The 22,206-nt window shown below is 34.5% G+C and carries 22 protein-coding genes and 1 pseudogene; 15 read left to right on the top strand and 8 right to left on the bottom strand.

The features are described 5' to 3' along the window. The first annotated feature begins 12 nt into the window (after window positions 1–12). The 12 genes from folP (at window position 13) to ATHE_RS01085 (ending at window position 10,953) form a co-directional block, all read left to right on the top strand. Window positions 13–1,143 (top strand): dihydropteroate synthase, encoded by a 1,131-nt coding sequence (gene folP, locus ATHE_RS01030; RefSeq protein WP_015906831.1) that lies wholly within the window; start codon window positions 13–15, stop codon window positions 1,141–1,143. Window positions 1,144–1,169: 26 nt separating this feature from the next. Further along, entirely contained in the window at window positions 1,170–1,385 is a 216-nt protein-coding gene (locus ATHE_RS01035) for a DUF3006 domain-containing protein (protein ID WP_015906832.1), read from the top strand. A 4-nt stretch (window positions 1,386–1,389) separates the two neighbouring features. Continuing rightward, entirely contained in the window at window positions 1,390–1,863 is a 474-nt protein-coding gene (gene folK, locus ATHE_RS01040) for a 2-amino-4-hydroxy-6-hydroxymethyldihydropteridine diphosphokinase (RefSeq protein ID WP_015906833.1), read from the top strand. 6 nt (window positions 1,864–1,869) lie between these two features. Continuing rightward, window positions 1,870–2,664 carry an SDR family oxidoreductase gene (locus tag ATHE_RS01045; protein WP_015906834.1) on the top strand — a complete coding sequence of 265 codons (795 nt, stop codon included), beginning with the start codon at window positions 1,870–1,872 and terminating at the stop codon, window positions 2,662–2,664. A gap of 28 nt (window positions 2,665–2,692) precedes the next feature. Beyond that, window positions 2,693–3,247: a Uma2 family endonuclease gene (locus tag ATHE_RS01050; protein WP_015906835.1), complete on the top strand. Its 555-nt coding sequence runs from the start codon at window positions 2,693–2,695 to the stop codon at window positions 3,245–3,247. A 27-nt stretch (window positions 3,248–3,274) separates the two neighbouring features. Further along, on the top strand, window positions 3,275–4,609 hold the full coding sequence (locus ATHE_RS01055; RefSeq protein ID WP_015906836.1) for a hypothetical protein: 1,335 nt from the start codon (window positions 3,275–3,277) through the stop codon (window positions 4,607–4,609). A 36-nt stretch (window positions 4,610–4,645) separates the two neighbouring features. Then, window positions 4,646–5,314, top strand: a complete 669-nt coding sequence (locus ATHE_RS01060) for a PspA/IM30 family protein (RefSeq protein WP_015906837.1) — start codon at window positions 4,646–4,648, stop codon at window positions 5,312–5,314. A 215-nt stretch (window positions 5,315–5,529) separates the two neighbouring features. Continuing rightward, the gene (locus ATHE_RS01065) at window positions 5,530–7,824 is read left to right on the top strand and encodes a SpoIIE family protein phosphatase (RefSeq protein WP_015906838.1); all 2,295 of its coding nucleotides are present in this window, start codon (window positions 5,530–5,532) and stop codon (window positions 7,822–7,824) included. Further along, window positions 7,805–8,881, top strand: a complete 1,077-nt coding sequence (gene spoIID, locus ATHE_RS01070) for a stage II sporulation protein D (protein WP_015906839.1) — start codon at window positions 7,805–7,807, stop codon at window positions 8,879–8,881. Before ATHE_RS01065 ends, spoIID begins: the two co-directional genes overlap by 20 nt. Before the next feature lie 40 nt (window positions 8,882–8,921). Then, on the top strand, window positions 8,922–9,323 hold the full coding sequence (locus tag ATHE_RS01075) for a hypothetical protein (RefSeq protein WP_015906840.1): 402 nt from the start codon (window positions 8,922–8,924) through the stop codon (window positions 9,321–9,323). Beyond that, the gene (locus ATHE_RS01080; RefSeq protein ID WP_041726965.1) at window positions 9,274–9,873 is read left to right on the top strand and encodes a hypothetical protein; all 600 of its coding nucleotides are present in this window, start codon (window positions 9,274–9,276) and stop codon (window positions 9,871–9,873) included. Before ATHE_RS01075 ends, ATHE_RS01080 begins: the two co-directional genes overlap by 50 nt. Window positions 9,874–10,014: 141 nt before the next feature. After that, entirely contained in the window at window positions 10,015–10,953 is a 939-nt protein-coding gene (locus ATHE_RS01085; RefSeq protein WP_015906842.1) for a DUF4097 family beta strand repeat-containing protein, read from the top strand. A gap of 189 nt (window positions 10,954–11,142) precedes the next feature. Here ATHE_RS01085 and ATHE_RS01090 read toward each other — a convergent pair whose 3' ends face one another. From ATHE_RS01090 to ATHE_RS01110, 5 genes are all read right to left on the bottom strand, one after another. Then, entirely contained in the window at window positions 11,143–11,856 is a 714-nt protein-coding gene (locus ATHE_RS01090) for a SurA N-terminal domain-containing protein (RefSeq protein WP_015906843.1), read from the bottom strand. A gap of 126 nt (window positions 11,857–11,982) precedes the next feature. Next, window positions 11,983–13,605 (bottom strand): NAD+ synthase, encoded by a 1,623-nt coding sequence (locus tag ATHE_RS01095; RefSeq protein WP_015906844.1) that lies wholly within the window; start codon window positions 13,603–13,605, stop codon window positions 11,983–11,985. 19 nt (window positions 13,606–13,624) lie between these two features. After that, window positions 13,625–14,023 carry a type VII toxin-antitoxin system HepT family RNase toxin gene (hepT, locus tag ATHE_RS01100; RefSeq protein WP_231503223.1) on the bottom strand — a complete coding sequence of 133 codons (399 nt, stop codon included), beginning with the start codon at window positions 14,021–14,023 and terminating at the stop codon, window positions 13,625–13,627. A 29-nt stretch (window positions 14,024–14,052) separates the two neighbouring features. After that, window positions 14,053–14,481, bottom strand: coding sequence for a type VII toxin-antitoxin system MntA family adenylyltransferase antitoxin (gene mntA, locus ATHE_RS01105; RefSeq protein WP_015906846.1), 429 nt, complete (start codon window positions 14,479–14,481; stop codon window positions 14,053–14,055). A gap of 67 nt (window positions 14,482–14,548) precedes the next feature. After that, on the bottom strand, window positions 14,549–14,812 hold the full coding sequence (locus tag ATHE_RS01110) for a helix-turn-helix domain-containing protein (protein ID WP_041726970.1): 264 nt from the start codon (window positions 14,810–14,812) through the stop codon (window positions 14,549–14,551). A 180-nt stretch (window positions 14,813–14,992) separates the two neighbouring features. Here ATHE_RS01110 and ATHE_RS01115 point away from each other — a divergent pair, with 180 nt between their 5' ends. From ATHE_RS01115 to ATHE_RS01120, 3 genes and pseudogenes are all read left to right on the top strand, one after another. After that, window positions 14,993–17,434, top strand: a complete 2,442-nt coding sequence (locus ATHE_RS01115; protein WP_015906847.1) for a glycoside hydrolase family 2 protein — start codon at window positions 14,993–14,995, stop codon at window positions 17,432–17,434. 333 nt (window positions 17,435–17,767) lie between these two features. Further along, a pseudogene (locus tag ATHE_RS14565) lies at window positions 17,768–17,935 on the top strand (ISNCY family transposase); the annotation flags it as partial. 737 nt (window positions 17,936–18,672) lie between these two features. Further along, window positions 18,673–20,508, top strand: coding sequence for a glycoside hydrolase family 15 protein (locus ATHE_RS01120; protein ID WP_015906848.1), 1,836 nt, complete (start codon window positions 18,673–18,675; stop codon window positions 20,506–20,508). 64 nt (window positions 20,509–20,572) lie between these two features. Here ATHE_RS01120 and ATHE_RS01125 read toward each other — a convergent pair whose 3' ends face one another. From ATHE_RS01125 to ATHE_RS01135, 3 genes are all read right to left on the bottom strand, one after another. Next, the gene (locus ATHE_RS01125) at window positions 20,573–21,172 is read right to left on the bottom strand and encodes a hypothetical protein (protein ID WP_015906849.1); all 600 of its coding nucleotides are present in this window, start codon (window positions 21,170–21,172) and stop codon (window positions 20,573–20,575) included. Window positions 21,173–21,257: 85 nt separating this feature from the next. Beyond that, a complete protein-coding gene (locus ATHE_RS01130) occupies window positions 21,258–21,809 on the bottom strand; it encodes a hypothetical protein (RefSeq protein WP_231503224.1) in 552 nt (183 codons plus the stop codon). Continuing rightward, window positions 21,799–22,161 carry a hypothetical protein gene (locus tag ATHE_RS01135; RefSeq protein WP_015906851.1) on the bottom strand — a complete coding sequence of 121 codons (363 nt, stop codon included), beginning with the start codon at window positions 22,159–22,161 and terminating at the stop codon, window positions 21,799–21,801. Before ATHE_RS01135 ends, ATHE_RS01130 begins: the two co-directional genes overlap by 11 nt. Window positions 22,162–22,206: the final 45 nt, after the last annotated feature.

Raw genomic sequence — 22,206 nt, forward strand, 5'->3', positions numbered from 1 at the left:
AGATGGTAAAGCTTGAGGCTGATATCAAAAGATGCGAATATAAAGAGGATTTTGTATCAAAAAGGCTTTGATGAGAAAGACATTTTGGAATTTGAAAAAAAGGCAAACTCAATAATTTTGAGATTTGATAACATAAAAAATCCTTCAGAGTTTGTCCAGCTTCTTTCAAACCTCGGTTATTTTACAATTTCAAACGGCAATATGTGCTTTGCAACAACAACACTTTACAACTTTGAAAAGACAAGATGCGTTTTGACAGAGGAAGGGATAGAGTGTAATTTTGATGCAGATTTTACCATTTCACAAAGGTATTTGCTTGCAAAAGATAAAAAATTGAGCCTTTTGAAGACAAACGTGATGGGGATTATAAATGTTACACCAGACTCGTTTTATGAGGGCTCAAGAGTTCAAGTTGAAAAGGTAACCCAAAGAGTACTCCAGATGATTCAAGATGGTGCAGATGTTCTGGACATTGGCGGTGAGTCCACAAGACCTTTTTCAGAGCCAGTTGAGGAAGAGGAGGAGCTAAAAAGAGTAATTCCTGCAATTGAAGCGATAAGAGATATGGATAAAAATATCCCAATTTCAATTGATACATATAAAAGCAGAGTAGCTCAAAAAGCAATAGAGGCCGGTGCTGACATTATAAATGATATTAGCGGCGGAACGTTTGACAAAGACATGTTTTACGTGGCAGCGCACTACAATGTTCCTATCATAATTATGCACATCAAGGGTACGCCTAAGGATATGCAAAAAAACCCTTACTATGAAGATGTTATAGAAGAGATTTTGCAGTTTTTTGAACTGAGGATTGAACAGGCTCTGAAAGCCGGTGTAAAACTTGAAAACATCATCTTAGACCCTGGCATTGGCTTTGGGAAAAGGCTTGAAGACAACTTGGAGATACTGCGAAGGTGTGAAGAGTTCAAGGTTTTAGGAAGACCCATTTTGATTGGGGCATCAAGAAAATCGGTGATTGGCCATGTGCTGAGTAATCTTCCCCCTGAGGAAAGGCTTGAAGGAACTTTGGCAATCTCTGTAATATGTGCTCAGAAAAAGATTGAATTTGTAAGGGTGCATGATGTAAAAGAAAACAAAAGAGCCATCTTGATGACACAGGCTGTCTTTGATGGAGTTTAAACTTTTAAAAAAGAGGTGTGCACTTTATGGTAAAAAAAGTAGTCATCGACAGGTTTGAAGGTAACTTTGCAATAGTTGAGCTTGAGGGAAGAAAAATGGTAGCAGTTCCCATAGAAATTGTGCCAGAAGATGCAAAAGAGGGTGATGTTCTGGTAATATCAATAGAGGTGCAGAGTACTCAAGAGAGGAAACAAAGAATAAAAGATCTTTTTGAGAGCTTAAGAGAGGAAGGCGGAAAGTAAAAAAATGGATAAACATATTGTTTTTTTAGGGCTTGGAAGTAATCTTGGCAACAGACATGAGAATATACAAAAAGCAATTGAACACCTAAAAGATAAGATAATAATTGAAAAAATTTCAAGCATAATTGAAACCCAGCCTTATGGATTTGTTGACCAGCCAAAGTTTTTAAACTGTGTTTTGAAAGGCACAACCATGCTTTTGCCGTTTGAACTTCTTGAGTTTGTACTTGAGATAGAAAATAAAATGGGGAGAAAAAGGATTTTTAAATGGGGGCCAAGGAACATCGATATTGACATTCTTTTTTATGATGACTGTGTTATAAACACAGAAAATCTTAAAATCCCCCATCCAGAACTTCACAAAAGACTGTTTGTACTTGAACCTCTTTGCGAGATTGAAAAAGATTTTGTACATCCTGTGCTGAAAAAAAGTGTGTATGAACTTTACACCCAGCTAATCTCTTCAAGAAAGGAATGATAGAAAGTGGGGAATTCACCTTTTCTTTCGATAGCCGAGTTTGAAGGCAAAAATGTGGTTATAACTGGTGCTGCCCAGGGAATTGGTCTTGTCACAGCACTCTCTTTTCTTGAAAATGGTGCAACCGTTTTTGCCATTGACAATGACAGAGAAGCAATTGAAGATGCTCTGCAGGACTTTTTTGATAAGTTCAAAGACAGGATAACCTTTTTTGAGTGTGACTTAGCAAGCGCAAAAGAACTTGAGCTTGTCTGCCATAAGATTGGTGAAAAAGCTGGGAAAATAGACGTTCTTGTCAACAATGCAGCTATATCTTCAACAAAGTGGATTGAAAATAGAAGCGTTGATGAGTGGGATGAAGTGATAAATGTTAACTTGAGAGCACCATACTTAATGGTAAAATTTCTCCTGCCGTATTTAAAAGAGGGTGCATCTATTGTCAACATAGCATCAACAAGAGCTTTGATGTCAGAGCCAAATACAGAACCGTATTCAGCGTCAAAAGGTGGTATACTTGCACTTACACACTCTTTAGCAGTGTCACTTTCACACAAAAAAATAAGAGTAAATGCGATAAGTCCCGGTTGGATAGAAACATCAAAGTACAAAAAAAGAAAATATCGTCGTGAACCTGAGCTCAGAAGCATTGATCATCTTCAGCATCCGGCAGGAAGGGTGGGTATGCCCGAAGACATTGCAAACGCCATTTTGTTTTTGTCATCTGAGAAAAGCTCATTTATTACAGGCACAAATCTAATTGTTGACGGTGGAATGACAGTTAAGATGATTTATGAGGAGTAAAAAATAGCAAAAAGGTAGGTAAACAGTTATGATTCCTGAAAAGAAAAGAGCAACATATGAGGAGTTTTTAAAAATTTCGCAGGAAAAAAGAGCAGAGTTTATAGACGGAAGTATCTATCTTTTAGCGTCGCCTTCGTTTGAGCACCAGATGACAATATCGAAGCTGAACCTTGAGTTTATGAGATATTTTGAGGGGAAAGAGTGTATCCCTGTAATCTCTCCGTTTGATGTGATTTTTGAAGATGAAAAGACAGGAGACATTCACGTTGTACAGCCGGACATTGTGGTAATATGCAACAAGAAATTCATCACAGAAAAAGGATACAAAGGTGTGCCAAAACTGATTGTTGAGGTGCTCTCACCATCAAGTGCTTCTATTGACTATATAAAAAAGATGCAGCTTTACAGCTACTTTGGTGTTTGTGAGTACTGGATTGTAAATCCGCGTAACAAATCTGTCCAGGTTTTCGTTTTAGAAAATGGAGTATATATAGAATATGCTGCACTGTCTCAAAAAGGGATTGTAAAGTCAGCTGTATTTGAGAACTTAGAATTTGACATAGAGAATGTGTTCAATTTCTAAAAAATAAAAAAGAGAGGCTTAAAAAATATGTGGGGTGGGTTTTACGAGATTGACATAGACTTTTCAAAATTGTTGTGGGTACAGCTTTTGAGGTATTTGCTGGGGTTTTTATTTATAATTGTTCTGGTTGTGGCAGCTGTTACTATCAAGAGAAAAAAAGCTGAGAAGATGAGAAATCTTAAAAACTTGCAGAGGGTGGAAGGGTATTTTGAAGAAATTTCAAACAGAATTTTGAACTTAGAGGATAAGGCAAAATTTTTAAGATTACTTAATGATGGACAAAACCTTGAGAACAAGTTTGAAGAGGTTACAATAAATTTCAAAAACCTAAAAGAATATTATGAAGGAATAAAAAATAGCTATTCAGATAGTGAGTTTAAAACCTTTTTGACAATCTACAACATACTCAAAAGTGATTTAGATTTTCTGGAAAAGGTTTTAAAAGATTCTGAAAAGACACTTCAAGAAGAATTAGAGTACATTGAAAAGGTAAAAAAAGCTGTAGATGGGATTAAAAACAAGGAGGTTTTAAAGAAAAAGATAGATGAACTTTTTGCAAAAAGAGTTTCAGATGATGATTTGAAAAAGGCGGTTGAGGGTATAAAAAGAATTGATGAGAAAATAGAATATTTCAAAAGTCTTGATGATGAGAAGAAAAGTAGCTATATAAATACAATGATACAGCTTTTAACAAAGAGGTTTGAAGAAAAGTATCCGCTGATTCTCTCAAAGTCTTCTTCTTTGGCTTTGCAGCTTCAAAAGAAGTTTGACGATTTGCTTTTAAAACTTCAGGTGTCAAGCGACTCTGAAAAGATTGTCCTGACAGAAGACTTTTTGGAAAAGCTTTTGCAGGTTGAAAATGAATTAGCACAGGATTTTCAGAAAAAGATGAGATCTAAAAAAGATCTTGTCGACAAGTTTGAAAAAATTGTGTCAGTTTACGACAAGGTTGGCTTTAAATTCTATAAAGTAGACCTTGAGATTGAACGAGTAAAAAACTTACTTGAAAGCTGTGCTGATAATGAAAAGTTAGAAAAAGAGATATCTGAGTTAGAAAGCGTCATTTTGACCTTTACACGGGAGTTTTCAGAATGCAAAAAGCTTCTTGAAAATTTCGAGAGATTTTTGAAAGAGGCAAAAAATAGGCTAAAAGTTAGCCTATCATCTAACCTTTTTGACTCATATTATAAAAACTTAAAAGAGCTTTTTTATGAATGTAACTTTGACGAGTTCAAAAAACGCTATATAGAATACCAGAACGATATCTCAGATGCGCTTTTAAAGTCGACTTCATTTTCAACCAGTTCAAGCGATACAATTAAAAAGGTCATAAAAGACCTTTTTGATGAGTTTTTTAGATAAAGATAAAATAATACATTTTCGGGAGGTTTTATTGCTATGGGGGTATTTCAAAAGATTGCCCAGCTTCTCAAGGCGAACATAAACGACCTTATTGAAAAAGCAGCCGACCCTGAAAAGATGCTCAATCAGTTGATTGAAGACATGGAAGACCAGCTGCAAAAAGCAAGGGCTGAGGTTACAAACGCTCTTGCAGATGAAAAGATTTTGCAAAAGAAGGTTGAAGAAAACAAAAAGGCTGCTGAAGACTGGCAGAAAAAGGCTGAGCTTGCCATATCAAAAGGCGAGGATGAACTTGCGGTAGAAGCGCTCAAACGTAAAAGAGAATTCGAAAGACTTGCTAATGAATATCAAAAACAATATGAGGCACAACACGAGGCTGTTGAAAAGCTAAAAAGCGGGCTTAAGATGCTGGAAGACAAGATTGAAGAGGCAAAGAGAAGAAGAGACCTGCTCATTGCCAAGTCAAAAAGGGCTGACGCTCAGGTTACAATCACACAGACAATGAGCAAGTTAACAGACGCATCTGCGTTTGAGTCGTTTGAAAAGTTTGCGCAGAAGATTGAACAGAAAGAGGCAAGAGCTCAGGCACATGAAGAGCTTTTAAATGCTTCAAAAACACTTGAAGACAGATTTAAAGAACTCGAAAATAGTGATGAGGACATTTTGGATGAGCTTCAAAAACTAAAAGAGAAAATGGGTAAGTAAAAAGAATAGATTTTTCGTGCAAGCAACCTTTTTATATTGGGTGCAAAAAGGTTTTTAGACCTTTGCACCCTTTTTTATTTTTTGTCGTAAAAAATTTTTTAGCTATCTTACTATTTACAACAAAAAATACAGGGCAGGGTAGGTAGAATAGATTGTACAGGTGATTGGTTTACAAAAGACTTTTGAGAATTTATACAAAAGGAGATGATGTTGCCTTGGAAAGACTTGAGGTTCTGCAGTTTAAAAGACAGCAGACAGAAAGACCAAAGAATACTATATCAGACCGGTTTTTGGTTTTTAGTGCACAGGAGTTGTTTATTCTGATTTTAGCCTTTTTGCTTGGAAGATGTAGCCTGTTTTCAAGAAGCTTTTTTTCATCTGCGTATGTTGCAAGTTTCAAAAAAAGGGATTACATGTACTATTTAGCCTCGCTTTTTTCCATCTTCGGGATAATTTCGTGCTCAGATAAAAGCTCAATATTAAAATATGTGCTTTCCATTCTTTTGATAACTACAATCAACCATTTTTTTGACCTAAACCTTTATTCAAAGGCCCTGCTCTGCGCTTTGAGTGTAGGAAGCAGTGGCAGCATTTCTATTTTTCTGTTTTCTAAAGCACCGATAGAGTTTTTGTATCTTGTACTTGAGATGGTTGGGTGTTTTTGGGCTGTAATTATGTTTGAAAGGTTTTTTGCTGCAATTTATCCCAAAAAAGCATATACAGCTGATCAGACGGTGGTTGTGGTTGTAGTTCTGGCTTTGAGCTTTTTGGGGCTTTCAAACAGCTTGGATTCGGTACTGGATATTGAAAATATTTTGTTTTTCATTCTCCTTTTTGCGGTATCGCTTTTTCACGGAATGATAATGTCGACTGCAATGGGTTTTGTAATTGGGCTTTTAGAAAGCATAAAAGAGTGCAGAAGCATTGAAATGGCATGCGTTTTTGCATTCTCAAGCCTTCTGGCAGGTCTAATGAAAGGGTTTGGCAAGCTTGGAATTGCTTTGGGCGGGTTTTGTGGATATATCATATCAATGTTTTACATATCGTCAAACCCGACACTTAGATTTCGTGAGATTTTGATATCTGCCGTGTTGTTCTGCCTGTTCCCGTTAGAAAAGATTGTAAAATTACAAAGTACTGATGAGAGGGAGGTACAGAGAATGATAAAAGAAAAGATTTTTGGAGTTGCATCTATAATTGAAAATATACAACAGAATGTTTGCAGCAAACCAGCAGTTTTAATTTGCAAGGATGAAGCAAAGAATATTGTTCAAAGTGCGTGTCAAAAACTTTGTTTGGATTGCGGAAATTCAAATGTGTGCTGGAATATAGATTATCATAGGACAAATCATAGTTTGAACGAGATAAAAAATATAATATTGAAGAAGGGGAAGCTTTCTCAAGAAGATTTAAAAGAATTTAGATTTTTGTGTGAAAAAGCAAAAGAGTTTGAAATAATTATAAATGGTTTTTTGGAATCTTTGAAATATTCAAAGCTTGTTCAAGAGGCATCAAGCCCCAAAGAAAACATGTTCAAAACACATATAGAAATTTTAAAAGATATTGTAATTGATGCTGCAAGTATGGCTGAAAATGAAGCAAAAAAAGACATGGGAACATCAAGAGAGATTGAACTTGAACTTGTGCGGTTTGGCTATGAAGTTGAGAAGGTAGACTATGTTGGATACGATCACTATTTCCAAATAGATATAGATCTCAAAGATGGGTTTAAAGCTCCGAGAAAAATGGAGATAGAAGAGATTGTGAAAGGAGTTGTAGGTTGCAGTGTAGAAATTATATCAGAGGTGCCAAAAATCTCAGGGGGATATACAGTTTCCATTATCAAAAAACCAAACGTGCACATAGATTATTCTATATATTCAAAGAGCAAAGAAAACATAAACGGTGACAGGGTGTGCTTTTTGCAGCTTAAAAACGGGAAATTTTTAGCCTGCATATCAGACGGTATGGGCACCGGAAAGACAGCTTCGGAAAACAGCTTTATTGTGATAGATGCTCTCAAAAAATTCTCATCACTTGGGTTTGACAGAAAAATCGCAATCAGGTTTATAAACTCACTTCTTAGTATAAAAAACGCTGAAGAATTTGCATCTGTTGACGTTGTGTGTATAGACAGGTTTACTCTTACGTGTGAGTTTTTAAAAGCTGGGGCAATGCCAACCTTTATCAAAAGAGGAAGTGAGGTTTTGACGGTTGAGTCAAACTCTCTTCCGGTTGGAATAGAAGCCGAAAGTCAGTTTGATTTTTCAACCTGCAAGCTTCAAAAGGGTGATATGATATTTATGTTCTCTGACGGGCTTTTTGAGCTCTTGGGTGAGGATGGTGATAGGATTTTGAAAGAGTTCATTGCCAAAAACCAGTTTGTCTCAACCCAGAGCAGTGCCAAACAGATTTTTGAATGGGCAATTTCTAATTCGTTTTTGATAAAAGATGATGTAACCATAATTGTCTTGAAAGTTGGAGGTGGACTTGAAAAAAGAGGTGAGTAAAAGAAGGTATAATTTCTTTTGGCTTGACAAAACTTTGATGCTGCTTGCTCTTGTTGTGCTTTTGATTGCAAATATTGTTACAAAACCAGAACAAAATAATTACAAAAATATGCAAAAAGAGAAAGACAAGGTTACACAAGAAAGTGGTATTCAATCTACACCGACTTTGCCACAGAACAAAAATCAAAAAGAGGATATTTATATAAATCTCCTAAGAAAAAATAAGAACAGAATAGAAAGAATTTCGCTTGAAGAATATGTTATAGGCGTTGTAGCAGCAGAAATGCCTGCCGAGTTTAATTTGGAGGCTTTGAAAGCCCAGACAGTTGCTTCAAGAACATATGCTGCGCGAAAGATTGTAGGGAAAGCTTTGCACAAAGGATATGAAGAAAAAAAGGTCTATCTTTGCGATGACTTTTCCCACTGCCAGGCATACATTGACAAGGATGAGATGAAGAGAAGGTGGGGTAAAAACTTTGAAAAGTACTATAAGAAGATACGCATGGCTGTGGAGGAAACAAAAGGACAAGTGTTGGTTTACAAAGGTCAGGTTATAGATAGTCTGTTTCATGCCGCATCAGGTGGGAGAACTGAGGATGCTAAAGAGGTGTTTAAAGAAGAAATTCCATACTTAAAAAGTGTTGTGAGCCGTGGCGAGGAAAGCTGTCCTAAGTTTTCTGGTGAGTTTTATTTTACCTATAACGATTTGCTAAAAAGATTAAAAAAATATTTTCCCGGATTAAAAGTGAACACACAAAATATATCTTCTCAAATAAAGGTGGTTGAAAGGACAGCCACACAAAGAGTGAAAACTGTAAAAATTGGAAATACAATTTTGAGTGGGAATCAGTTCAGGAGTATCTTTGGACTGTATTCCACAGAGTTTTGGCTTTACCCTGACAGAAGGGGGTTGAGAATCCAAACAAGAGGATATGGGCATGGGCTTGGGATGAGCCAGTGGGGAGCAAACCATCTTGCACGACAGGGAAAAAATTATAAGCAAATTCTTCTTTATTACTATCAAAATGTCAAGATATGTAGGTTAAAATATAAATAGTAGAAAATTTAATATAAATTTTGGAAAGGAGAAAATTAAATTGAACTGTTATTTAGTGGAAAATAATATTGAAAAGCTAAGAAACTATATTGAAAAAATAGGGCCTGACAGGTATGCAAAAGAGTATCTTCTTAAAAAAATGGTGTATCTTCACATATACATAGAAGACCTGACACCTACACAGGCAAATATAATAAAACAGACAATGCTTTCCATTGGAACAGACGCTGTTGTTAACAAAGGCTCAATAGACCACTCAGTCCAAAAGAGTGACTGTTTGGTATTTGGGAATCTCCTGCAGCTTAAAATGCTGTGTGAAAAGCTAAAAAAGCAACCTTTTAAACTGAAAGAACTTGCAGAGAAAATACAAAAGATTGTGGAGGGATTTGAACGTGATTGTCTATATTCCAGTAGAGCCGAACAAGAAAAAGATGATACTTGAAAATGGAATAAATATAGAAAAGGACTATAACAAGAAGATCGGGCTGAGGGGTGTATATGTCAAGTGCATATCGGGATTTTTAACACCTGGACATATACCAGCAGACTGGGTTGCAACAAATGTGGATACTCAAAGAACATACATTGCAAATCATGACCTTTGGCTCGCTTACAAACTTTCAAAAAATGAAATATTCAATAAGATGTATATAGAATCTATTGTGAATACAAAAAAATATAGGTTTGGAGAATATAGAAATCCAGAGATTTTGATTTTGTCTTCTGTCAAAAAAGAAGATATAGTGGATGTAAAAGAAACAATAGGTCTGTGTGATAAAATTCTTTTTCAATGTGACCGAATATATATAGATTGTCTTGTGGAAAAAATTTTTCAAAACACAAACGTTGCAAAACACATTATTGTAGACTATTTTACAAAGCTCAGCCTTCAAAATAATGATTTTACAGCGCAGGTTGTGGAAAAAGAAGGCAGCAAACTTTATGTGTTTATTGACAGAAAAGAGGAGTCTGCATGGACTGTAGAGATTTGACAATAGTACCCTTGAGATTTTAAGCAACCTTTACAAAATTGGCTTTGAGGTAGTATACAAAACATCTCGTTTATTATAAAATTTTTATATAAAAATTGTTTTTAGAGCTTTTCTTTTTTTGAAAACTCAAGGGGGATTTTTATGAAGTTTAAATTAATGATCATTTTACTGACATTTCTTCTAATGCTTGTTGCTTGCACACCTCAAAAAACAAAGACAAAAGAGTTTTCACAGGAAGGAAGGTGGACGGTTTTAGACTATAAAGGGAAGGCTTTTGTCATTGACTGTGACAGCTCTTTTATTGCCATCAGGGGCAAGAAGGCTACGTCTGATATTGCTATAAGATATATCAAAAAAGTGGTATGGACATATAATGAAAGTGGCAGCAATGTTAGTGAACTTGATGAGAAGGAACTGCAGAAGATTTTTGATGACATGGATTTGAGCATTGAAAACGAGGTTGACAGAGTATATGTAAAAGCAAGAGCATATACTACTTCTGAGGCAGTTTTAGCTAACAAGGTCTCAAATCCAAAAAGAGAATTTGAGTTTGAGGTTTTTCTTCCGCAGGACTGCAAAGTAGTTGTTCAAAACAATAGTGGAAGTGTAAGTGTCTCGGATATTAAAGACGGTTCTGTTTACATAGTAAATGGAGTGGGGAACATTGCGGTAACAAACACAGGTGTACCGCTTGACATTAAAAATGGTGAAGGTGATATCAAGCTTGACTATGTCAGCGGAGATTTTCTAATTAACAATGGAAAGGGCAATATAAACCTCAAAATTGAAAAAACAGGTAGCTTCAAAGTTTCAACAACAAAAGGGAATGTTGTTGCAAAGATAGATAGAATAAATGGATACGGAAATTCATCTTTTGTAAGTGTAGGTGAAGGAGATATTTCTTTTGCTGCAGGTAAAGGTGTTAAAGCAAAGATTAAGATATTGGCAAAAGGGAAGGTAAAATCTGACTTTGATCTCACAAAAACAGGAAACAGCTACTATATAGACCTTGATTCAGGGGGAAATACTATTGAGATAACAAGCCTAAAAGGTTTTGTGAGAATATATAAAAATTACTGATCGGATAAGCGTAGAAAATATTTTAAAGGGGCAGTCTAAAAACAAAGTTTTAAAAATTTTATTTTACAATATGTAGGTGATACTAAACAAACTATATATTGTTATAATAAAGGGGTCATCCAAATATCTTTTTGGACGGCCCCTCTGTTATTTTTGACTGTATTTCTAAAAAAGGTAGAGGAAAAATGTTTATTGCAATTCAGAAATTATAATTTCAATTTTTGAATTTGATTTAACTTTCTTTTTAAAATCATTTATGAATTTCTTTACTTCGTCAGGTGTTGCATTAGGATGTTCCTTTACATATTCATCAACTTTTGCATTTAAATATTTGCTTATAGTTAATATTTCCTGATAAGCACTGATGACTTTTTCATTAAATTCATTTTCAGAAAGCTGTGTTTTGTACATATCTAACACTTCTTTAGCTTGCTTAGCATTTTCAATATCACCTTTTATCTTCTCATTTAAAACATCATCTATTGTTTTTTTCACATTATTAAAGTAGTCTTCAGCTTCTTCCTTTGATACTAAATATCCTTCTTTCTTTGCAGATTCCATTAAGGCTTTTCTTTCGATGAGTTCATTGAGAAGTTCTTTTTTGGTTTTTTGATAAGGAGTAACTAAGGTATTTTGTTTAGTTATAGCTCCTAATTTTGCCAGATTATCAAATCGAACCTTTTCATACAGATCAGCAATTTCAAGATCCTTTTTATAAATAGGAATACCATCAACCTTAGCAATAATGTCGCTATTATTACTCTTTTCTATTTCCAATGTTTTTTTAACTGTGAAGCTTAAGTTATCTTCACCAGAAAGAACAGTTTTCTTGAGAAGAACCCCACCAGCAATTGCTATTATTAAAACCACAAATACCAATATATTGATTGTTTTCCTTTTCATTACTATTAAACTCCAAACTTATATAAGTTTCCTTTCTAATGATAATATAAAAAAAGAAGAAAAATGTCAATATCAAAAGTTATTTACATAACAAAAAAATTTTCAAAGAATCTTATATTATATCATCTACACCCACCTTTGGACAATTGGCATGCGCCTGCCAAAACCAAACGCTTTTGATGTTACTTTCAAGCCTGGTGCTGCCTGTTTTCGCTTATATTCTGCTCTTTCCACCATCTTTATTACTTTAAGTACAAGATCTTTTGGGTATCCCATTTCTACAATTTCTTCTATGCTCTTTTGCTCTTCTATATATGCAATAAGTATTGGATCAAGCACTTCATACGGTGGAAGAGTATCCTGGTCTTTTTGGTTTGGCCTAAGCTCTGCAGATGGTGGTTTTACTAAAACGTTGTGTGGGATTATTTCTCTTTCCCTGTTTATATACCTTGCAAGCTCATACACAAGCATTTTTGGCAAATCTGATATAACTGCAAGCCCGCCTGCCATATCACCGTAAAGCGTGCAGTATCCAACTGCAAGTTCAGACTTGTTCCCTGTTGTTAAAACAAGCCGATTTTCCCTGTTTGATATAAACATGAGGATATTTCCGCGAATTCGCGCCTGAATGTTTTCCTCTGCCAAGTCCTGCTGAGCAACTTCGCTCCCATTGAACATTTTAAGATAAGCTTTAAATGGTTCTTCAATAGAATAAACCCTAAATTCTATGCCAAGGTTTTCTGCAAGCTGCTTTGCATCTTTTAAGCTGTGCTCTGAAGAATATCGCGATGGCATAGCAACACCAAGCACATTTTCAGGTCCAAGCGCTTCTGCTGCCAAACAGCAAACAACTGACGAGTCAATTCCTCCAGAAAGACCTACTACTGCCTTTTTGGTTATTCCTGTCTTTTCAAAATAATCTCTTATTCCAAGCACGAGCGCTTTTTTAATCCACGAGATGTCTTCATGTATTTCAACTTCAGGCATCTTATCAATCTTTTCAAGCTCAATTTCTAAAATATCCTCTTCAAACTCTTTTGCTTTTGCCACGAGCCTCCCGTCTGAACTGAGCACAACACTGTTTCCATCAAATATCAGCTCATCATTCCCGCCAACCTGATTCACATATATAACAGGAATGCCATACTTTGTTGCAGCCTCTTTCAAAACTTTTAGCCTCTGAGTTTCAAGTTTTGTGTAGTGATAGGGTGATGCAGAAAGGTTTATAAACACCTTTGCACCCTTTTGAGAAAGCTCATCAAGCACATTTATGTCATACATTGCATTTTCATCGTTGTTTATGTTCCATATATCCTCGCATATGCTTATACCAAAGTTTATTCCCTCAATAGTCACAACCTCTCTTGCAGGGCTTGGGATAAAGTACCTGTTTTCATCAAATACATCATAAGAGGGTAAAAGAGTTTTGTGTATCATCTTTTCTATTTTGCCTTGGTGGATAATAATAGCACTGTTGAAAAGCTTTGAAACATGGTGGCTCTTTGTTGGGCTACCTACAATTACAAAGCTATCTTCCACTTCTTTTGCAATTTCTTCTATTGCCTTGTCAACAGCCTCTATAAAGTCCTTTTGAAACAAGAGATCTTTTGGAGGATATCCGCATATTGCAAGTTCCGGAAATATAAGAATTTTTGCGTCTCTGTGCGATTTTATAATTCTTATTATCTTTTTTGTGTTACCTTCAATATCTCCAACAATAGGATTTATTTGGCAAAGCAAAACCTTCACATTTTTCACCTTCTTTGTGCTAAATGTACTCTGAGATTGTGTCAATAAACTCTTCAAAATCATTTAAATTGTTAAGTATAATTTCATAAACCATTTCTCTGTTTATTTTTGCATAATCATGCACAAGAATATTACTAAAACCAGCCATTTTAGAAAATTTTTCAAACTGGGTTTTGCTAATAATATTGTTTTCAAAAAGCACTTTAAAAATATCTTTATAGTTTTCTGGCTTTCGCAAACGTAAATCAGAAATTACATGACTACATATATCAAAAATAGCTTCTATTGCAAGCTGTAAGAATCTCTCAGCAGAACCGTATACGAATTTATTTGAAATATATTCTTCTTTTGGAATATTTCTAATCTCTTTTAAAAAGTCAATATACTCTTTAAGCTGTGATATTTTAGACAAAATCACATCTCTTTTGACTATAAAAAAGTCACCTTCTAAAAAAATTCTTTATTTTTTATACTTTCAAGAATCTTTTGATTGTATAATATTTCAGAATAGTAACTAAAATCAAGGTATTCTCTGAGGACACTTGCTTCAAATAAGCTTCTTTCTTCATGGTCTTTTAGAATTATTCCATCTTTGATTATGCTGTACTTAAGAAAAATATTAGCATTTTTCAGGTTGACAATATCAACATCTCTTTTAAATAGAGCTTTTCCCTCTTCCATCAAAAGACCTCTTAAGATTGCTTCATTCATCGCAAGTAAATCTTCTTCGAACATAACTGCAATGTCAACATCGCTCATATTGTTAAATGTTCCTGTTGCAAATGATCCAAACAAGTATGCAAACTTTATTGGACATTCTTTGCTTATCCTCTCAACAAACTCTCTTGCCAAGTCTATAACTCTTTCTTGTTCCATAACACATCCACACGGCTTTTTTCAAACTCTTTCATAAAATTATATCACAAAAAAGGAAAAAACGCTTTTATTTTTGTCTTTCCTCTTTGAACTTCCTTGGAGACGTTCCTGTGTATTTTTTGAATATCATCGAAAAATATTTATAGTCGCTAAATCCAACCTTTTCGGCAACCTCATAAGATTTTAAGTTTGTAGAAAGGAGAAGCTCTTTTGCTTTGTTTATCCTCAGTTCATTTAAAAAGTCCACAAAACTTTTACCAGTTTCTTCTTTAAATATTTTGCAAAAATAATTGGGCGAGATTCCGCAAACCTCAGCAATGTCAGACAGCATCTAAAAAAGTAATTCAGGGGCTTGTTGCAGGCGCTGTCAAAGGGTGATATGAAGATTTTCACCCTTTTATTTTTTTCTTAAAAAATGAGATAAAGACTGAAAATAAAGAAAGAAAAACTTGCTGTGAGAAGTATTATAATAAATTCTAAGAGACTTTACAAACACAGGAGGGCAGAAACTGTGCGAATAAATCTTGACGGAAAATGGAAGTTCAGAGAAGTTGGTCAGAATGAGTACTACGAGGCAAGTGTGCCAGGATGTGTCCAGCTTGATTTGATTAACCTTGGAAAGCTTCCCGACCCTTTTTATGCCACAAACGAGGTTTTGTTTTATGACTTAGAAGAAAAAGATTTTGAGTATGTAAAAGAGTTTGATGTTGATAATGTCGATTTTCAGGTCAAAAAGCTTGTGTTCGAAGGAATTGATACGGTATCTGAGATTTATTTAAATGACCATTATTTGGGTAAGACCGACAACATGTTTTTGAAGTATGAATTTGATGTGAGTCTTGCACTTAAAAAAGGGAAAAACATTTTAAAGGTGGTCCTTCTTTCACCAATAAAAGAAGCAGAAAGGCTCAAAAGCATTTACCAGTCAAGCTACAGCTATCCGCAAAGAAGCTGGATAAGAAAGTCGCAGTATTCATACGGCTGGGACTGGGGGCCAAGAATTCTCCAGATAGGAATCTGGAAGAGCGTGTATTTAGAGCTTCACAATGGGCTTGAAATTCAAGATGAGTTTGTAAAAGTGGAAAGTATCTCAGATGAGCTTGCCATTGTAAGAGTGTTTGCAAAGATAAACTGTTTTGAAAAACCATCAGAAGTAGAGATAGAGTTATTTGATGGTAGCTTTTCTGTGAAAGTTTTTCCAGAGGTTTATAAATCAAAAGATGGGTATTTTATTGATGAGAGGATTGAGATAGAAAACCCCAAACTTTGGTGGCCAAACGGGTATGGGGAGCCTTCTTTATATGAGTTTAAAATAACTGCAAAGACTTCAAATGAAGCTCAAGAAAAGAAGGTCACAACAGGCCTCAGGACTGTAAGAGTAATAAAGGAAAAGGATGAATATGGCGAAAGTTTTATCTTTGAGATAAATGGCAAGAAGATTTTTGCAAAAGGAGCAAACTGGATACCTGCAGATTCCATCCTGCCAAGGCTGAAAGAAGATGACTATAAAGAATTAATTAAAATGGCAAAAGATGCGAACATGAACATGCTCAGGGTCTGGGGCGGCGGTATTTATGAGTATGACTGGTTTTACGACGAATGTGACAAAAACGGTATAATGGTGTGGCAGGATTTCATGTTTGCATGCGCAATCTACCCTGATGAGTTTGACTTTTTCGTTGAGAATTTCATAAAGGAGGCAGAGTACCAGATAAAGAGGCTCAGAAACCATCCGTGCATTGTGCTGTGGTGTGGGAATAACGAAAACAACTGGGGCTTTAGAGATTGGTGGCACATCGGCGATCCAGAGTTTTTGGGCAACAGGATATACAAAAAGGTGCTTCCTGAAATTCTGGCAAAACTTGACCCAACAAGACCGTACCACATCTCAAGCCCGTATGGAGGTGAGCATCCAAACAGCGAAAAAGCTGGCGACAAACATACATGGGATATCTGGGCTGGCTGGAAAGACTACATCTATTATAAGCACGACAATGCAAGGTTTGTCTCTGAGTTTGGTTTTCAGGCGGCAGCACACCTTGATACAATGAAAAAGTACATTCCTCTTAAAGACCAAACAATCTTCTCAAAAACTTTGAGAATGCACGAAAAGCAGGAAGAAGGTTTGGAAAGGCTTATAAGGTATATGGCAGGCTCAATTGGTCTACCAAAAGACTTTGACTCTTTTGTGTATTTGTCACAGTTTGTTCAAAAAGAGGCTATTAAGCTTGCGGTTGAGCATTACAGGAAGAATAAGTTCGCAACAGCAGGGGCTCTTTACTGGCAGCTTAATGACTGCTGGCCTGTCATCTCATGGTCGTCAATTGACTATCTGAAAAGAAGAAAAGCACTTTACTATGAGTCAAAAAGGATATTTGCAAAGTTTTTGCCAGTGGTTGAGTATGAGGATGGAAAACTAAAGGTATATATTGTTAGTGATGAGCTAGAGCCAAAACAAGGTAAGCTCAATATTACAATCTGGAACTTTGATGGGCAAAAGTTATACGAGAAAAACCTAACTGTGGAAATTCCTGAAAATAGTGTGGTTGAGGCATTTTCTGAAAAAGTAGAAAACTTGAATATTTTAAAGGGCGAGTGGTTGTATATACCCAAACATGTTGAAACGGCTGTAATTGGGGATAAGATAGACAGAGGACTTTTGGAAAGCATAGTTTTTGTGAGCCTTTTTGTCGATAGAGTAGAGTACGAAAATTACTTTGTATTTGAAAAGCCAATAAACCTTGAACTAAAACCCAGTCAGTTTGAGTACAGAATAGAAGATGACCATATTATAATAAAACCCAAAACTCCTGCAATTTGCCTTATAATTGAAGCTGACAGGGATGTAGAGAACAACTTCATTTTTGCGAGACCTGAAAAAGAGTATAAGATTAATCTAAATGGAGGACAGGTCAGAAAGGTTTGTGATTTGTTAGATTTGATTGAGCGATGAAAATAAAGCTACTAAAAAAAGCTCTAAGGTAAAATCCTCTCTGGCATTACAATAAACTTTGCCGGAGAGGATTTTTATTTTTGGCACAGAATGGATAAAGTAAAATTTAGTTTATTGAATAAAACAAATTAACATAAAAGATAACAGATAAATATAGATAAAAAAGTTATTCTCCATGATGAGAATTAAAGTAAGAAGAAAACACACAATGAGTAGGGACTATGACTGATTTTATTAAAACACAAAAATGAAAATTTTTAGAACTCATTATGATAATTAATTGAGTATCTAATATCAAGGAATAATGTTAGAAAATAGCAAAATAGAATGTCAAAGAAATTTAACTTGGGTCACATAATAGCATGTTTTGTTTATAAAGTAAAAAATAAGATGAAAAGCCTCAAAGAATTAGAATACAAGATAAATGAAGATGAAAAGTTTAAGCAGGTGATAAAGATGGGAAAGAGTCTTGAACACTTATATTTTTCTAAATTGGCAAAATAATTTAAACAGATATCTATGTTCAAAAATTGAGAACCAAAAATTTTCTTTATAGGTACTCATGGAATAATTTTTAACTTTAGATAATTACATTAATGTCAGAATTATTTATTCAACAACTTATTTGTGTTTTAATAAAATTAGTCATTGCCATCCTCCTTTGTTATGTGTTTTTTGTCTTCTCTTCCTATAATTTTACCTCAAGGAGGATGGCTTTTTATATATCTATTTATTATCTTTTATGTTAATTTCTTTTATTCAACAACCTAATCTAATATTTCTTTGATAATATTGAGTGCAATAATAATTTATAACTCATTTTATCTATTTTTAAATTTTAAGTATAATTACAGTCAAGCACAAAAAACAATATATATAATAATTATTTTGTATTTTTCAAGTTTATACATTTATAAGTATACACATCAATATATGCAACAAATGTTTACAGAAACCCAAATAGGTTTAATATCAATTGGTGTTTCAATAACTTTTAGTATTTTTCTGTGCCTTAAAAGTATTAAAGCGTTTCAAAATAAGGAATAAAAGATGTAACAGGAAGAATCCTCTCTGGTGCTACAATATAAACTTTGCCGGAGGGGATTTTTTATTTTTGGTACAGAAGAGGAAAATTAAAATTAGTAAAATTGCTGAATGCACAACTAGTCAGATATTTGATATAATAAAATTACTGCAAATGTTTGCGTAAAAATTTAAATATAAGAAAGAGGGATCATATGAGAAAGCCACATATTATAGAAGCTATAATTGGGAACACAAAGGTTTTAGGGCAGCTTGATTCAAATGGCATATTGCAAAGGTTTTATTGGCCTGCAGTAGATTATTATCAGCAGCTAAAACTCTTTTTGGCAGCTGTTTTTTTGGATGGGCTTGTATTTTTCGAGGATGAAAATTTCAAGATAAAAAGTGGATTTGTGGATGACTTTGTGTACTTTTTTGAATATAAAATTGCAGACAAGACAATTTTTCAGCTTGACTTTGTTGACTTTGAAACAGATAGCTTGGTTCGTTTATGGGAAACTGGCTTCGAAGACTTCTATGTCTTTTTAGAACCCATGATAAATTCTTCAAGTCTTTTTAATGCTGCAAAGGTTGATAAGGAAAATGAAATAGTCTATGCATATTTTAAAGGGACATATATAGGTCTTGCTTTTGAGAATAAGATAAAAAGCTTTACAGTTAAAAACGGAATTGATGATGCAAACGATAATCAACTGGAAGGCTGGAATGAAGCTACAAATCCTCAGATTGCCGTAAAACTTAAAAATACAGGAAAGGTTGTATGTTTTCTTGCTTTTGGGAACTCAAAAGATGAAATCTATCAAAAGCTTTCTTATTTAAAGCAAAAAGGGTATGACGAAGTTTACAGGCAAAACAAAGCCTTTTGGGAAAAAAAATTCTCAAAAGTAAAGCTCATTTGCACACAAGACCCAAAAGATATGCAGCTTCAGAAAAGAAGTGCATATGTATTTTATGTACTGCAGAACTCCAAAACAGGTGGAATTTTAGCTGCATCAGAGGTTGACGAGAAGTTTTTCCACTGTGGCGGGTATGGTTTTGTCTGGGGAAGAGACGCTGCGTTTATAGTATCTGCAATGGATGAGCTTGGGCTCTCAAGGGAGGTTGAAAAATTTTTTGGATTCAAATTTTCTTGTCAGGAAAAGGAAGGATTCTGGGACCAGAGATATTACACAGATGGCAGCTTAGCTCCAAGTTGGGGAATTCAGATTGATGAGACAGCTTCTGTTGTGTGGGGATTTTTAGAACATTGCGAGAAGCAAAATTCTCTTCATTTGATTGATTTGCATAAAGAACAGCTCAAAAAAGCACTGCTGTTTTTGATAGCTGCTGTGGATAGCGAAAAGGGAGTTATCTTTAGAAGCTTTGACCTGTGGGAAGAAAGAGAAGGAATTCATCTTTACTCAAATGCAAGCATATATGCAGCGCTAAAGAAAGCCAAAAAATATTTTCCTGAGCTTGAAAGTGAAATTGAAAAGAAGCTAAAGGCAATAAAAAATCAGATGGCAACAAGATTTTACAGTCCTAAACTTTCCCGGTATGTAAGGTCAACAGATGTTAGAATTCCACATGAGGAATTTTTAAAGCTTCCTGAAGAGAACAGGTACATGCAAAAAGATGAGAGATATGAGATAACCTATTATTTCAAAAAGCAAGATGAAGTTGTTGACATTTCAATGCTTGGCATTTATTATCCTTTTGAAATGGTAGATAGCAGCGATAAGGCTTTCAAAGCAACCATTTTGGCTATTGAAAGGGAGTGTCAAAATTCAATTGTCGGGGGCTACAAGAGATACTCTGATGACAGATACATTGGTGGAAATCCATGGATACTGACAACACTCTGGCTTGCAATTTACTACAAAAAAACAGGGCAGATTGACAGGGCAGAAAAACTTTTTGAGTGGGCAAAAGCGCACAGTTTGCCAAACGGACTTTTTCCAGAGCAGGTTGACAGAATAACAGGAAAGCCTGCATGGGTTGTTCCTTTAGCATGGTCTCATGCAATGTATGTGCTGTATCTTTATGAATAAATTAATGATAAAAATAAAGACCAGCTTGTTTGTTTTAAACACAGCTGGTCTTTTAGTTTTATTATTACACAGGATTATAAGGTAAATATTTCTCCAATCTCTTTTTTAAAGGTTGATATTTAAAGGTTGTTTTTCCAATCATTTCACCATCAATAAATTTTATTTCGACGTCATATGTTGCTTCTTCCAGTTGAGAAAAGTCGAGAATGATATGTTCTGCATACTTTATTAAGTAATTATTGTTTTCTTCTCCTGGTGGAATATTAGCTAAGGAGAAATAACATTTTTCAGAATTCTTTTTTATCTCGATAATAATAGGGCATGTATCAACAGGGTTAATTAGTTCAATATATACTACAAACTTTTTATCATTCCCAAAAAGAACATGGGTTTCATGTAATAGTTTTAAAAATCCATCTTCAGTTTTAAACGTTTCCAAACCAATTTTTACTTTTTCTATTTTTAACTCTTTTTTTAGTTTTTTTAGTTTTTCAATAGTTGCAAAAATTATTAATTGTTCGTTACAAGCAATAATAAAAGCTTCATTTTCTTTTAAGAAAGTTGAAATATTAATAAAATCACTATTTCTCTCACATTCAATGATATTGTTTTCTGTGATGATTTTCACTTCTTGAAATGTATCTAAAGGAAGATAAAGATTCATTTGAATTTACCTCGCACTTTAAGTTATTTATAGGGCAACCTTTTACTAAATATTTCAAATCATAAAATTAGTTTTACAATTTGCTTTATTTTAATAACAAGTTTAGTATTTCAAAGAAAGCAATACCTACAACACATATTGCGATATACAAACCAATACCTTCTAAAGATGGGGCAAAAATAATCAAAAGTATTATTGTCGCAAGTATAAAGAAGACTACTATTTTGCTAAAGTTCTTATATTTATAAAATTTCACTTTTTCTAAATGAAAAAAGCGGATGGTAAAAAGTGCAAACAGAAATTCAAATATTATTAACGTTAAAAGAAGTTTTAGTGAAGATATAATCTTGAGCAAAAATATACCAATATCAAATAAGCAAGAGAAACTAATAAAAAATATCACAGGTTTTATTAAAATTTTTCTTGAGTAACCATTTGAATTTTGTTCTACTGACAAATCTAATATGCTGTCAACTGCTACTCCAACTACAATAAATAGTTGTGCAATTCTGTTTGTTATATTTCCTTTTAAAATTGGTGAGTTTCTATTGAGATAGAAGAAAATTAATGTCAAAAGTGAAAGAATAATTCCGCTGAGTGCCCAATTCAAAAAGTTATGTTTGGTTTTATTTTCCATACTCATTCCAACCTCTGATGAAACCTTTTATAAATGAAATTCCTATAGCCGCATAGCCTACGATTCCAGGTGCTTTCACCATACCTCTTGCAAATCCCCTGGCTGCTCCAGGCAATCCTGCTTCTTGTATTCCGCGCAAAGTATATCCATTTTTCATTGTTACATTAAATTCTTGTATTGCTTTGTAACCCTTTACAGCTTCTTTAATTCCATTTTCTGCAGCTGATGCGCCTGCAATTATACCACTATTTTTCCAGACTTCTTTTAATCCCTCTTTTGCTCCATTTAAAACTCTGCCTCCAAACTCTTTCAATTCCTGTATAGGAGTTTTTCTTACAACATATACCTGCATTCTACATAACCCCTCCTCTAAAGTTGTATTTTAGAAATTAAGCTG

It is taken from the genome of Caldicellulosiruptor bescii DSM 6725 (assembly GCF_000022325.1).
Classification (GTDB): Bacteria; Bacillota; Thermoanaerobacteria; order Caldicellulosiruptorales; family Caldicellulosiruptoraceae; genus Caldicellulosiruptor; species Caldicellulosiruptor bescii.

What these genes read in the sequence shown, in the direction of transcription:
- ATHE_RS01035 (WP_015906832.1), top strand. Translation starts at nt 1,170, where the DNA reads ATGGTAAAAAAAGTAGTCATCGACAGGTTTGAAGGTAACTTTGCAATA.
- folK (WP_015906833.1), top strand. Translation starts at nt 1,390, where the DNA reads ATGGATAAACATATTGTTTTTTTAGGGCTTGGAAGTAATCTTGGCAAC.
- ATHE_RS01050 (WP_015906835.1), top strand. Translation starts at nt 2,693, where the DNA reads ATGATTCCTGAAAAGAAAAGAGCAACATATGAGGAGTTTTTAAAAATT.
- ATHE_RS01055 (WP_015906836.1), top strand. Translation starts at nt 3,275, where the DNA reads ATGTGGGGTGGGTTTTACGAGATTGACATAGACTTTTCAAAATTGTTG.
- ATHE_RS01060 (WP_015906837.1), top strand. Translation starts at nt 4,646, where the DNA reads ATGGGGGTATTTCAAAAGATTGCCCAGCTTCTCAAGGCGAACATAAAC.
- ATHE_RS01085 (WP_015906842.1), top strand. Translation starts at nt 10,015, where the DNA reads ATGAAGTTTAAATTAATGATCATTTTACTGACATTTCTTCTAATGCTT.
- ATHE_RS01090 (WP_015906843.1), bottom strand. Translation starts at nt 11,856, where the DNA reads ATGAAAAGGAAAACAATCAATATATTGGTATTTGTGGTTTTAATAATA.
- mntA (WP_015906846.1), bottom strand. Translation starts at nt 14,481, where the DNA reads ATGGAACAAGAAAGAGTTATAGACTTGGCAAGAGAGTTTGTTGAGAGG.
- ATHE_RS01110 (WP_041726970.1), bottom strand. Translation starts at nt 14,812, where the DNA reads ATGCTGTCTGACATTGCTGAGGTTTGCGGAATCTCGCCCAATTATTTT.
- ATHE_RS01120 (WP_015906848.1), top strand. Translation starts at nt 18,673, where the DNA reads ATGAGAAAGCCACATATTATAGAAGCTATAATTGGGAACACAAAGGTT.
- ATHE_RS01125 (WP_015906849.1), bottom strand. Translation starts at nt 21,172, where the DNA reads ATGAATCTTTATCTTCCTTTAGATACATTTCAAGAAGTGAAAATCATC.
- ATHE_RS01130 (WP_231503224.1), bottom strand. Translation starts at nt 21,809, where the DNA reads ATGGAAAATAAAACCAAACATAACTTTTTGAATTGGGCACTCAGCGGA.
- ATHE_RS01135 (WP_015906851.1), bottom strand. Translation starts at nt 22,161, where the DNA reads ATGCAGGTATATGTTGTAAGAAAAACTCCTATACAGGAATTGAAAGAG.